Below are 13,548 nucleotides of genomic sequence, written 5' to 3'. Positions count from 1 at the left end.
AGAAACTGAAAACCTCATGTTCTTTGCAATTGTTATAACCCCATGCCATTACTTCAATTTAATGATTCGGGAATATTCTGCGAGCAAGCAAATGTATACATAGATCCATGGAAGAAGGTAGATAGAGCCATTATCACACATGCCCATGCCGACCATTCACGGTGGGGAATGAAGCATTACTTGGCGCATCACATGAGTATTCCTGTAATGAAGCTTAGACTGGGTCAGGACATTTCTGTTCAAGGCATTGAATATGGCGAGAAGCTGATTATCAATGGAGTAGAATTTAGCTTACACCCTGCGGGGCACATTCCGGGTTCGGCACAAATTAGAGTTTCTTACAAAGGTGAAACCTGGGTAGTCTCTGGCGATTACAAGACCGAAGCAGATGGTATTTCAACCCCGTTCGAACCAGTGAAATGCAACACCTTTATTACTGAATGTACTTTTGGCTTACCCGTTTATCATTGGAAGCCTCAAGAGGAAATCTTTAATGAGATTAACCTTTGGTGGAAAAAAAACAAGGAAGAAGGCCTAACAACTTTCATTACAGCATACAGCTTAGGCAAGGCGCAACGAGTAATTAAAAATATAGATGCTTCAATCGGGAAAATCTTTACTCATGGAGCAGTAGAAAACACCAATGAAGCACTTAGAGTTGGTGGTTTGAAGCTTCCAGAAACCATAAGAGTGGAGCGAGGAATGGACAAAAACCAATTCAAAGGCAGCCTCGTTGTGGCACCACCCTCGGCCATTAACTCTCCTTGGATGAAACAATTCAAGCCTGCTTCACTCGGTATCGCCTCAGGCTGGATGCAATTGCGCGGAACCCGAAGGCGGAGAGCTGCAGACCGAGGCTTTGCACTCTCAGACCATGCCGACTGGAATGGTTTGCTTTCGGCTATCAAGGCCACTGAAGCCGAAACCGTGATCACCACCCACGGCTATACCAATGTTTTCAGTAAATATCTCAATGAAATTGGTATTCGTTCTATGGAAGAAAAAACGCTCTTTACGGGTGAGTCTATAGACAGTACTGAAGAAGACAAGCTAGAAGGAGAAGCCGCATGAAAGACTTCGCCCAACTCTTCAATGCGCTAGATCAGACCAACTCCACGCTGAAAAAAGTTGCCGCACTGAAAGAATATTTCGACAAGAGCGATGATTCTGATAAGCTTTGGACCATCGCCATTCTTAGTCACAAACGACCTAAGCGAACCGTAAAAACCACTTTCTTGCGCCAATGGGCAGCAGAACTGGGAGGCATTCCCGATTGGCTATTTGAAGATGCTTACCACACCGTGGGCGATTTGGCAGAGTCTATCGCTCTTATTGTTCCTGAAGCTGAGTCTAGCAATAGCAAAAGCCTCAGCGAGTGGATCGACACCATCAAATCGCTAGATAAAGCACCTGATGAAACTAAGAAAAATACCATCCTAAATGCTTGGAATAGCATGAATACAAGCGAGCGTTTTGTATTTAATAAGCTGATTACTGGTGGGTTCAGGATGGGTGTTTCTCAAAAACTAATGACTAGAGCACTCGCTCAGCATACAGAAATTGAAGAAAGTGAACTAGCTCACCGGCTGATGGGAAATTGGGAACCAAGCTCCACCAGCTTCCATGAGTTGATCTATTCCAAAGACTCAGCTGCAGATTTATCCAAACCCTACCCTTTTTACCTAGCCTATCAACTGGAAGGTGAACCCCAAGAATTAGGTAATACTAAAGATTGGTTTGCTGAAAGAAAATGGGATGGCATTAGAGGCCAACTCATTGTTCGGGGTGGAGAACTCTTCGTTTGGTCGAGAGGAGAAGAACTAGTCACAGACCGATTTCCTGAGTTCGAACCACTGAAAGAAATTCTACCCGATGGCACCGTACTCGATGGCGAAATCATCCCCATTAAAGACGGTCACCCTTTGCCATTTGGCCTAATGCAGAAGAGAATAGGTAGAAAAACCGTTTCGAAAAAAATATTGGAAGAGGTTCCTATTCACCTCATTGCCTATGATTTATTGGAACATAACGACAAAGACCTTCGGCAAGAGCCTATGCACAAAAGGCGCGAATTACTCGAAGATCTGCTAAGTCAGCGAAAGTTTGAAAGGCTTCTCCTATCTGAGTTGGTAGACTTTAATGATTGGCAAGACCTCGCTGAAGTCAGAGAACATTCTCGCGAGCACTTTTGCGAAGGTTTAATGCTGAAAAGAAAAGATTCAGCGTATCAAGTCGGTAGAAAAAAAGGCGATTGGTGGAAATGGAAAGTTGATCCGCTGGTGATAGATGCCGTGATGATATACGCTCAAAAAGGCCACGGACGCAGGGCTAACTTATACACCGACTTCACCTTTGCGGTTTGGGATGGTGAGCAGCTCGTTCCTTTTACTAAAGCCTACTCTGGCCTTACCGATGCCGAAATGCGTCAAGTAGACAGCTTTGTCAAGAAAAATACCATCGACCGTTTTGGGCCTGTGCGAAGCGTCACCCCTGAATTGGTCTTTGAAATTGCCTTTGAAGGCATCAATGAATCAACTCGGCATAAGTCTGGGGTTGCACTTCGTTTTCCAAGAATCAGTCGCTGGAGAAAAGACAAACCTAAAGAAGAAGCGAATACGCTGGAAGATTTGAAAGGGCTTTTAAAAACTTACCCTCGATAGGGAATTTAAGCATAGCATTAATCATATTTGCGGTCAAAATCCATTTTGACACAGTTGAAAACTATAACAAAAACACCCGCAATTTTGATCATTTGTTTTTTAACCTTGGCTAGTTGTCAGAAAAGTGTTTATGAAGCCGTAACATACAATGGTAATACTTTTCAAAAGGCACAGGTTCAAAGAAATAAAGAAGTATTAATAATAGATGCTTACTTCAAAAATGACCTTGATGCTAACATAGTAGTTCAGCATATAAATCAAAACAGGCTTATACTAAACGACCCGATGTTTTCAGAGGAAGAGGAAATGGGCGACTTTATTAATGCTATTTTTCTAATGAGGAAAAAAAAGTATGCGGATGCCTTGTCATATCTAGAAAATTTAGAAGACTCAAAATTCGATTACCAAGTAAGAATGCTGGAACTTGACTGTTATATGGAGCTCAAAAAGTCATTGAATTATCTGTCAGAATATCAGAAAATTTATGATCGCACAAGCAATGAAACTGTGGGCAAAATACTGGTAGAAAGATTTAAATTTGCCCGGTATGAAAACTAAAATTCTTTTTGCAGGCTGCACCCTATTTTTTTTAACATGCCTTTCATGTACTTCCTCTAAATCTATTTACAAACATTTAACCAAGGAACCTGCCACTCTTTCTTACCTTAATGAATCTGCCAAGGAATTAGACAAACTACCTATAAAGGTAAAACTTGACTCATCTTCTGTTTGGTATGAAGTTTACAGTCTTGCTAAACTGGACAAGACTGAATCTAAAGTTGTACCTGCTATTTTCTTTAATAGCTGGAATTACACTTTTAATTATCAAATAGGAAGTAACTCTTACAGGGAAAACATCGAGTTATTCTTTAAAGAAAATGTTGAAAGAGAAATTCAAAGAAGCGGAGTTTTCAATCTAACTCTTGAAGAAAGTGATATTTCAGACTACGAACTATCTGTGTCCCTCGATAGTTTTGGAGCCTCAGGCCCTTTAAAGGTTGATGGAATGTTCTTATATCTTTTTTTAGTTTATTCTATTTCTGAAAATCAACATGCAGGTCCTGGAAATGGATCTTCAAAGATTAGTTACAAGCTATATAAAAAGGGAACATTAGTATACGAAAACCACAAAGACTTAACGATGCAAACAGATATCTTACAAAGTATGTATCAGACTAGTAAGGCATTAAGAAAAGACTTCAATACTAGCCTTGTCGAAGCTGCCTCTGAAAGTCTCAAGTTAAATATTACGCATATGGTAAAAGATCTGAACGTTTTTCTTAAAGAAAATAGATGAGAATTTAGAGGTTTAGTTCTTATCCATCAACCCCAAAAACTTCACCAAAGCCTCGTTTCTATTCTTCTTATGCCAAACGGCCATCAGTTGAGTTCTTTGGCGGAGATGAGCTAATGAGATAAACTCAATATCTAGGTTTACACCGTCTTGCATGGCACTCGGTACAATGGCAACACCCAATTGCTTTTCTACCAAACGAAAAATACTATTGGCCTGAACTGATCTGTGAGAAACCTTCGGTTGAAAACCATGATCAATAAATATGCTCATGATATTATCGTAATACTCCTGACTGTAGTCGTTGGAAAAGAGAATGAATTTTTCGCGCTGAAACTGTTTTAAGCTCTCAAAATTGCTACTTACAATCGGATGCTCCTTTGAAACAACCAAGGAGAAAGAATCTTCAAAAACCACTTTCTTTTCTAGTTCACGTGGCACAGATTCTAGCCTTACAAAAGCGATATCGAGCTTATAATGCAACAAATTATCTAGCTGATCCTTATTGTTCAACTCTTGCAACGAGGTATGAATGCTAGGATGTTTTGTATTCAATCTTTCTAATAAATCGGGGATAACGTTCTGCATAGCCGAACCAACAAATCCAATCCTCACCTCCCCTTCTTCTCCCTCAGCTTTGCGCTGTGTAGCCTCCACCACCTGCTCCAAATGATTAAGAATATATTGAGATTCGTCTAGTAAGTACCTTCCTGCTTCAGTGAGTTTTACATTCCGCTTGGTTCGTTCAAAAAGCTTTACACTCAGCTCATCTTCTAATTGCTGAATCTGCTTACTCAAAGCAGGCTGTGTTATAAAAAGCTTATCGGCTGCCTTGGCAAAGTGAAGCTCCCTGCCCAAGACCACAAAATATCGCAAATGTCTCAATTCCATTAATCACCAAAAGTTATTATTCAATAATAATAAATCATTTATATGAATTAAACGAGAGCGGTAATTTTGATTGAAACTGGTTTTAACCTCAAAGCCACTAAGCCGTCATTCCCCTGAATACGGGAATCCTTATCGGCCTTGGTACAAATCCATGGAGATCCCCTCCTACGCGGGAATGACGTACTCCTGATGGACTTTTGAGAAAACGAGTTAAAGGAAAAAATATGAACCAATTCAGGTACGGAATAGATCAACTAACCACAGGCATTGCGCTGCAGATAGCCAATGGGAAAATCAAAGGAGTATTATCAGAAGCCTCCATTGAGCAAGTCAAGAAAAGTACCCAAGCAGTAGAAGAAATAGTTTCCGGCAGCGAGACCGTTTATGGTATCAACACTGGTTTTGGGCCACTCTGCACCACCAAAATCTCGGCTAAAGACACCAAAGAACTTCAATACAACATCCTCAAAAGCCATAGTGTAGGAGTCGGCAAGCCAATAGATGAAACCATTGCCAAACTGATGCTAATTCTAAAGGTGCATTCTTTGGCTCAAGGATTTTCCGGCATTCAGCTTTCTACACTAGAGAGAATTATCTGGCATATCGATAATAATGCAACCCCCATAGTTCCAGAGCAGGGCTCAGTTGGGGCATCAGGTGATCTGGCTCCATTGGCTCATCTCTTCCTCCCTCTAATCGGGTTAGGTGAAGTATTTTTTGAGGGAGAAAGAATCACCACCGAACAGCTTTTTCAGAAGACCAATCTCGGTCCAATTGCTTTAGGACCGAAGGAAGGTCTGGCATTAATCAATGGCACTCAGTTCATTGCTGCTCATGCCGTAATGGTGGTTGACAAACTGCACAATTGCCTGAGCCATGCCGATATTATTGGTGCTATGATGATTGAAGCACTCATGGGAAGCGCCAAGCCATTCTCCCCTAAGCTTCATGAGATTAGACCTTTCAAGGGTAATCAGCATGTGGCTTTGAGAGTACGAAACCTATTGCAGGGTTCGGAAATTCTCAATTCACACTTAAACTGCGAGCGGGTGCAAGACCCCTATTCCTTGCGTTGTATTCCTCAAGTACACGGAACCTCTAGAAACGCCTGGCTACACCTAAAAGAGCTCCTGGAAATTGAACTTAACTCGGTCACAGACAATCCAATTATCCTAAGTGCTGAAGAAACTATTAGCGGAGGAAATTTCCATGGTCAGCCAATGGCTTTGCCATTAGACTATGCTGCTTTGGCCGCTGCCGAAATTGGCAATATTTCCGACAGGAGAATATACCTTTCTCTTGAAGGCAAAGTGGAAGGCCTTCCACAGTTGCTGATGAACAACACGGGAATCAACTCAGGCTTTATGCTTCCGCAATACACTTCAGCAGCCTTGGTGTCTGAAAATAAGAGCCTTTGTTTTCCTGCTAGTGCAGACTCCATTCCGACCTCTCTTGGGCAGGAGGATCACGTCAGCATGGGTTCTATCAGTGGAAGAAAGGCTCTACAGATTATCGGTAATCTGGAAAACATACTGGCCATTGAATTGCTTTGTGCCGCTCAGGCCTTCGACTTCCGAAGACCTTTAAAATCAGGACCAATTTTAGAAGCCTGCCATGCCTACGTAAGGACTAAAATTGACCATGCGGATGTAGATAGAATTTTTGCAGACGACATTCAAAAAGCGCACAAAATTATTGTAGAGCGAAAATTAAGCTCGAGCACCACGGCTGAAATGAGCCAAATCGAAAGTCCTTTCGAGGCAGAATTTGAACAGTATTAAATCAGCAAAGTATGACTTTTCAAGAGGAACTATTAGAAGGAATACCTTCGGAATTACCCCAGCCACCAAAGTTCGATCCTAAAACAAATAGAGCGCCTAAAAGAAAGGAGGTGCTTTGCCCAGAAGAGAAAAAGCTTGCTCTAAAAAATGCTTTGCGATACTTTCCAGTAGAATGGCACCAAGAGTTGGCTCAAGAATTTTTAGAAGAACTAAAGACTCACAGGCGGATATATATGTACCGCTTTATGCCTCAACACGAAATTAAGGCGAGAAGCATCAGTGAATACCCAGGGAAGTCGGAGCAGGCAAAGGCCATTATGTTGATGATTCAAAACAACCTCGATCATCAAGTTGCTCAGCACCCTTATGAATTGATTACCTATGGTGGAAATGGAGCCGTGTTTCAAAATTGGGCACAATATAGGCTCACCATGAAATACCTAGCAGAAATGACCGATGAGCAAACTTTAGTGATGTATTCAGGTCACCCAATGGGCTTATTTCCTTCTACTAAAAATGCGCCTCGTGTAGTGGCCACCAATGGCATGATGATCCCGAACTATTCTAAACCAGATGATTGGGAAAAATTCAATGCGCTTGGCGTAACACAATACGGACAAATGACCGCTGGTTCATACATGTACATTGGGCCTCAAGGTATTGTTCATGGCACTACTATTACTGTGCTCAATGCAGCTAGAATGAAGAGACCTGATGGAAACTTCAAGGGTTTGCTATTTGTGACTTCAGGGCTAGGTGGCATGAGCGGAGCTCAACCAAAAGCTGCTAAAATTGCAGGGTTGGTTTCCGTTACTGCTGAGATCAATCCAAAGGCTGCTTATAAACGACATGAGCAAGGCTGGGTAGATGTAGTTACTGAGTACATTTCAGATTTGATTGTTAAAGTACGCAAGGCTGTATCTGAAGGAAAAGCCATCTCTTTCGCTTACATAGGCAACATTGTGGAGGTATGGGAGGCCTTTGATGAGGCTGGCGTGAAAATAGATATTGGTTCAGACCAGACATCTTTGCATAATCCTTACGCAGGCGGATATTACCCAATGGGCATGAGCTATGACCAAGCAAACACACTAATGGCAGAAGACCCTAAAACCTTCAAAAATGTAATTCAAACCACCCTAAAAAGACATGCTAAGGCTATTAATAAACACACAGCAAAAGGAACTTACTTTTTCGATTACGGAAATGCTTTCTTGCTAGAAGCTAGTAGAGCAGGTGCAGAAGTAATGACTGATGAAGGAAATTTCAGGTACCCGAGTTACGTGCAGGACATTATGGGGCCACTCTGTTTTGATTATGGTTTTGGGCCGTTCCGTTGGGTCTGCACCTCTGGCAAACCAGCAGACCTAGACAAAACTGATGCCATTGCCGCATCGGTTCTAGAAGAAATGCTCAATGAGGCCCCAGATGAAATCAAACCGCAACTATCTGATAACCTCCATTGGGTAAAAGAGGCCAAGAAAAACGAGCTAGTAGTCGGTTCTCAGGCTCGAATACTCTATGCCGATGCTGAAGGCCGAATGCGCATAGCCTCTGCCTTTAATGATGCTATCAAGCAAGGCGCCATAGGCCCAGTTGTTTTGGGTAGAGATCATCATGATGTTTCTGGAACAGATTCGCCCTACCGAGAGACCTCTAACATCTACGATGGCTCTCAATTTACGGCAGACATGGCGGTACAGAACTTTGTGGGAGATGCTTTCCGAGGTGCCACCTGGGTTTCGTTACACAATGGTGGCGGTGTTGGCTGGGGTGAAGTCATTAACGGTGGTTTCGGCATGTTACTAGATGGTTCTGAAGACGCAGAAGCAAAGCTCAAAAGCATGCTTTTTTGGGATGTTAACAACGGTATTGCCCGTAGAAATTGGGCCAGAAACCCTCATGCTATGAGTAGTATTGAGAGGGCTATGAAAGCCGAACCAAAACTTAAAGTAACAACGCCTAATTTGGTAGATGAGGAATTGCTGAACGACCTGTTTTGATTTAGAATTAACGCTTGAAAACTCTAAATTGAGACAAGCAGTTTATCCATCACACACTCATTAGCCAAATGACTAAGAAAACAGGTTTATCGAAAACAGCAGACTCCAACAAGCTGGCAATTTTTGAAGACACGGAAATCAGAAGGGTTCTTTTCGATGAAGAATGGTTTTATTCCATCGAGGATGTAGTTAAGGCTTTAACCGATTCAAAGGATCCAAAACAGTATATTAAAAAGCTAAGACAAAGAAATGAGGCATTAAAAGAAGGGTGGGTACAAATTGTACACCCCCTTCCTATTTTAACAACAGGAGGCAGGCAAGCTGTCAATTGTGCTAATAATGAAGGCTTACTTCGAATAATTCAAGAAATCCCTTCCAAAAAAGCAGAGCCATTCAAAAGGTGGCTAGCCAGACTTGGGGCTGAGCGAATTGAAGAGATCGAACAACCTGCAAAAGCAATAGAGAGAGCAAAAGGTTATTATTTACAGAAGGGATATACCCAAGAGTGGGTTCAAACAAGAATTGCTGGAATTGATACCAGGGTAAGCCTAACAGATTCATTAAAGGAAAGAGGCATTAAGCCAGGATACGAATACGCTGTGCTGACCAACGAAATGTACAAATCATGGTCTGGTTACACTGCTAAAGAATATAAAGAGCATAAAGGCCTTTCATCCAAAGAGAGCTTACGCGATAATATGACCCCAATGGAATTGGCCACCACTCTTTTTAGTGAAACTGCTGCTAAAGAACTAATAGACAAATCGGACGCTCAAGGTTTTGTTGAAACACAAAATCAAATTCATATCGCAGGTCAGATCACAAAAGAAGCCGTTGAGAAAATTGAAAAGGAGACGGGCAAAAAAGTGGTGACACATAAGAACATGAAAGAACTCAATTCGGCCACCAAACAGAAAGAAATTGTTCAATCCACGGTACAGAAAAAATTGAAGAAATAAACTACAAACCCAGAACATGACCAAAACCTTTATCAATATTTCGCAGCTTGTTCAGGTAAGAGAACAAGGAACCAATATTCTTCGTGGCGCCATGATGGCCGATGTTCCGAGCATTGCTAATGCCTGGCTTAAGGTAGAAGATGGTACAATCTCAGACTTCGGTACAATGGATACCTTTCAACCTGAAGCTGGTGAAGAAGTAATTGATCTAAAAGGCAGAATGGTTACGCCAACTTTTGTGGACAGTCACACTCACTTGGTTTTTGCAGAAGATAGAGATGAAGAGTATGTGATGAAAATAAAAGGAATGGACTACCAGTCTATTGCGGAAGCTGGGGGCGGCATACTCAATTCTGCCAGAAAACTGCAGCGCATGAGTTTAGAAGAATTGACTGAACGTGCAGCAATTCGGCTTAACGAGGTAATTCGTTCTGGCACAGGTGCTATTGAGATAAAGAGTGGTTATGGGCTCACCATGGAAGCAGAAATAAAAATGCTACAGGTAATCAGTAGGCTTTCAGAGATATTCACCATACCAATAAAGGCTACGTTTTTAGGCGCTCATGCTTTTCCAGATAGAGACCAAGAGAAGTACATGAACACCATGATTCAGGAAATGCTCCCTGAGGTCTACTCTCAGCAGTTAGCTGATTACATAGACTGTTTTTGTGAAGAAGGCTATTATACTGTTGAACAAATGGACAGAATATTGGAGGCTGGAGAAAAGTTCGACTTAAAAGGGAAAGTTCACGTGAACCAGTTCAATTCTATTGGAGGCATTGAAAAAGCCATAGAGCATGGAGCTGTTTCTGTAGACCACCTGGAAGTGTTAACTGATGAGGAAATAAGCCTACTGAAAGACTCTGACACCATACCAGTGGCTTTGCCTGGTTGCTCATTTTTCATCAAAATTCCTTACACACCTGGCCGCAAAATAATAGACAATGGCTTGCCATTGGTTATTGCTTCTGATTTCAATCCAGGTTCAGCCCCTTCTTTCAACCTCAGCTTTGCCAATAGTTTGGGTTGCCTTAAAATGGGGCTCCAACCAGAAGAAGCCTTTAATGCCACCACCTTTAACGCGGCCTTTGCGCTAGAGCTAGAAAGCGAAGTTGGTAGCATTACTAAAGGTAAAAGAGCCAATTTCATAATTGCTAAAGCTGGTAAAAACCTCAACTCAATTAGTTATAACTTTGGAGTAGACTGGATAGATGAGGTCTATATTAGTGGTGACAAATTCTAAAAACGGAACACACTAAGCAGTAATTACCCATTCTAAATTTTCAATACTGAAAGCTGTGAACCTTCTTCCGTTCATAAAATTCGCAGAGATCACCTCCACATAAAACACGTAAAAAGACCAACTACAATTACCCGAGTACTAATTTCATTTCCCTATATACAAACCAACTTTTAGCTTAAACAATACGCTGACTGAGGAGATATAATAGTATGATTTCAATATTATCTTTCTTCGATTCGTGTTGATGCGATTGAATATGTTTACTATGTTCAACTCAAACCAATCCATTAACCATGATGCGTACCTATACTTTTTTGTCGAGGGTTCCAGTTTTACAAAACAGGTTCACTCTGAAAATCTTGGCAGTGGCTTTTGTGGGTATCCATATTCCACTTTTTGCAATTATTGGTTACCTACTCATTACTCACCTGCCGCCTGAAACAGCTACACCAATTGCTATTTTGACTTTGCTGTTTACATTAATTGCCACGGGAATCACTTTATTAATCCTTACCAAACTGCTAAAACCAGTTATGTTGGCAAAAAGGGCTCTGAACGATTATATAGAGTATAACAAAGAGCCTAAGCTTCCTATACATTTTAAAGACGAAGCCGGAGTTTTAATGGCAGATGTTCAAAAATCTATAGAGGAATTAAGGCGAAGTGAAGAAGAAAGAACCAATATTCTTCAGATTTTATCTCACGACTTACAAAGTCCAGTAAGAACAGCCTTGGGAGTTACAGGATTAATGAAAGAGGGAAAATCTCAGATAGACGATCATGAGCTTGTATCTATGCTAGAGGAATCTCTCAAGAACCAATTGAATCAGCTCAGGTACTATTTAAACCTAATTAAGGAACAAAAGCTAGAGCTAGATCGGGACATCAAAAAATCCACTATCGGAATACCTGAGCTAATTAAAGAAACAACCGATGAACTAAAAGGTGCATTCAGAGAAAAGAACATCAAGCTGAAAGTTAGCGGTTATCAACAATGTGCCAATATTCCTAAACATTCGTTGCAACGGGTTTTGCATAACGTGCTAGACAATGCCATTAAGTTCTCTCATAATGGAGACACTATTGAGATAAAGATTGAAAAACGTGACAGACTATTAGACATAATAGTAGAAGATTCAGGTAAAGGTTTTCCACCTGATGAGGCCAGCCAGATTTTTAAATACAACTCTCCTCTTCAGAGAAATGGAACTGCCAACGAGGCTTCTTCTGGAGTAGGCATGTTTCTGTGTCAGAATTTAATGAAGAGAATTGGGGGAGAAATTAAGGCTGAAAGTGAGGGAATAGACAAAGGCTCTAAATTCACTATCTCCTACTTAATGGAAGATTGAAGCCAGTCAACAGCATAGAGTTCGTCATTCTGCTTTGAGGCCTCAAAGCAGAATGACGCTAAAAGTGAATAATTAGCACTCTTAGAAAGAGCCAACTAATCAACTTACTTGAATGTGTACCTATATTTTTCTGGACCAATTAGAACTTGTTCAAGCTTAGCATTCTGTAAAAGTTCTTTGTCTTTCACTACCCACTCTAGTTCTATCGCTTTTTCATCAGCATAGTTTTCCATGCCTCTTCTTTCATCTACCAAACCAATAAAACCGTCAGCTGACGTCTGATAAATCTTTGTCCAGCCCTGATCTGCAACCATCTGATAGCCAAAAACCTCATTGTAAAAGTTTTCCATGGCGAGTAAATCTTGATGATAAGTCCAAGTAATAGAAGCATAGAAGTTTAATCCATCAATCTTAGTTTCCATCTTAGGAGTTTGAGCTAAAGCGGCCATAAACAATTCATTTTCTGGATGTTGTTTAAACTGTTCGAATTCTAGCAAATAGCCCTCAGGGTCAATAGCAACAAAGCCATCGTGCGGACCACCCTCTTTAGGTTTGTAAGTATACTTTATTTCAATTCCTTGCTCTTGAACATGGGCGTACCACTCTGGTAGCTGATCAGTTAAAAGTGCAATAGCGGTAGACTTCGGCTGACCAGCAGGGTGAGCATCAGAAACCGGATTAATTTGTATTAAAGCGGAAGAACCAATGAAGAATTGATTATCTCCTCTCGCTTGTAAACCTAGCTTTTCAGCATAAAAGGCTTTAGCTCTTTCTACATTTTGGTAGTACAAATGAGTAATCTGTTCCTCCACTTGATAAGCTGAATAGACTTCGACTTCAGAATTATCCATTAACAACTCATTGATTCCTTGAGGGCTGTAACCAAGCAACCTCCCCATTCTTCTACCCAACTCAACAGGAGTTCCGTTTTCATTGACTACGTCTTCCTTAAGTTGCTTATACTGAACAAACCGATTTTCATCTTTATAAATACCGAAAATGGTTTTCCCTTCGGTAAACTCTCCTGCATACAAAGCTGTAACAGGGAAGGCATCTTCACGAAAAATCTTCAGTCCGCTAGCTTCCGCTATTCGATTAAAATCGGCCTGCAATTCATCAGCTTCGTCAGGTTCAAAAATAGGGCTCAGTGCTATGGGTTTAGCAGTATTTGCTACCATCTCGCAATAGACTTCAAAGGCAGCTAGTGTTTCTTCCTTTTCAGAAGAGCAAGAAAAAAGGATTGGCAAAAGTGCCAAAATCAAAATTTTAGAGTTCAGTTTCATAGGCTTTAAATCATACGATTCACCAAAAGTAAGCTTCTATTTGACTTTCAGAAAAAAAGGTTTCAATATGCTTCTTCAAGCATAA

11 protein-coding genes are annotated in these 13,548 nt (G+C 41.1%); 9 read left to right on the top strand and 2 right to left on the bottom strand.

From position 1 onward, the window contains the following. The first annotated feature begins 42 nt into the window (after positions 1-42). The 4 genes from AWW68_RS09170 to AWW68_RS09155 are packed head-to-tail and all read left to right on the top strand — an operon-like array spanning position 43 to position 3,957. Positions 43-1,071 carry a ligase-associated DNA damage response exonuclease gene (locus AWW68_RS09170; protein WP_068219772.1) on the top strand — a complete coding sequence of 343 codons (1,029 nt, stop codon included), beginning with the start codon at positions 43-45 and terminating at the stop codon, positions 1,069-1,071. Then, complete coding sequence (locus AWW68_RS09165; RefSeq protein ID WP_068219769.1) at positions 1,068-2,660, top strand: ATP-dependent DNA ligase; 1,593 nt, start codon at positions 1,068-1,070, stop codon at positions 2,658-2,660. The genes AWW68_RS09170 and AWW68_RS09165 overlap by 4 nt, the downstream gene beginning before the upstream one ends. Before the next feature lie 54 nt (positions 2,661-2,714). Then, positions 2,715-3,218, top strand: coding sequence for a hypothetical protein (locus AWW68_RS09160; protein ID WP_157717588.1), 504 nt, complete (start codon positions 2,715-2,717; stop codon positions 3,216-3,218). Further along, entirely contained in the window at positions 3,208-3,957 is a 750-nt protein-coding gene (locus AWW68_RS09155) for a hypothetical protein (RefSeq protein ID WP_068219761.1), read from the top strand. The genes AWW68_RS09160 and AWW68_RS09155 overlap by 11 nt, the downstream gene beginning before the upstream one ends. A gap of 12 nt (positions 3,958-3,969) precedes the next feature. Here the strand turns inward: AWW68_RS09155 and AWW68_RS09150 are convergent, their stop codons facing one another. Continuing rightward, positions 3,970-4,845, bottom strand: a complete 876-nt coding sequence (locus AWW68_RS09150) for a LysR family transcriptional regulator (RefSeq protein WP_068219758.1) — start codon at positions 4,843-4,845, stop codon at positions 3,970-3,972. A 224-nt stretch (positions 4,846-5,069) separates the two neighbouring features. Between AWW68_RS09150 and hutH the strand changes: the two genes are divergently transcribed. From hutH to AWW68_RS09125, 5 genes are all read left to right on the top strand, one after another. Next, positions 5,070-6,626 (top strand): histidine ammonia-lyase, encoded by a 1,557-nt coding sequence (hutH, locus tag AWW68_RS09145; protein ID WP_068219755.1) that lies wholly within the window; start codon positions 5,070-5,072, stop codon positions 6,624-6,626. Positions 6,627-6,637: 11 nt separating this feature from the next. Beyond that, positions 6,638-8,629: a urocanate hydratase gene (locus AWW68_RS09140; RefSeq protein WP_068219752.1), complete on the top strand. Its 1,992-nt coding sequence runs from the start codon at positions 6,638-6,640 to the stop codon at positions 8,627-8,629. Positions 8,630-8,697: 68 nt separating this feature from the next. Then, entirely contained in the window at positions 8,698-9,588 is an 891-nt protein-coding gene (locus AWW68_RS09135; protein WP_068219749.1) for a BRO family protein, read from the top strand. 16 nt (positions 9,589-9,604) lie between these two features. After that, positions 9,605-10,831: an imidazolonepropionase gene (gene hutI, locus AWW68_RS09130; RefSeq protein ID WP_068219747.1), complete on the top strand. Its 1,227-nt coding sequence runs from the start codon at positions 9,605-9,607 to the stop codon at positions 10,829-10,831. 293 nt (positions 10,832-11,124) lie between these two features. Next, positions 11,125-12,180 carry a sensor histidine kinase gene (locus tag AWW68_RS09125; protein ID WP_068219744.1) on the top strand — a complete coding sequence of 352 codons (1,056 nt, stop codon included), beginning with the start codon at positions 11,125-11,127 and terminating at the stop codon, positions 12,178-12,180. Positions 12,181-12,284: 104 nt separating this feature from the next. On the opposite strand, the gene AWW68_RS09120 is transcribed toward AWW68_RS09125, so the two are convergent. Next, positions 12,285-13,463, bottom strand: a complete 1,179-nt coding sequence (locus AWW68_RS09120) for a VOC family protein (RefSeq protein ID WP_068219741.1) — start codon at positions 13,461-13,463, stop codon at positions 12,285-12,287. Positions 13,464-13,548: the final 85 nt, after the last annotated feature.

The organism is Roseivirga spongicola, from assembly GCF_001592965.1.
Classification (GTDB): Bacteria; Bacteroidota; Bacteroidia; order Cytophagales; family Cyclobacteriaceae; genus Roseivirga; species Roseivirga spongicola.
The sequence above is the reverse complement of the archived record's forward strand: the minus strand, read 5'-3'. Positions and strand labels throughout refer to the sequence as shown.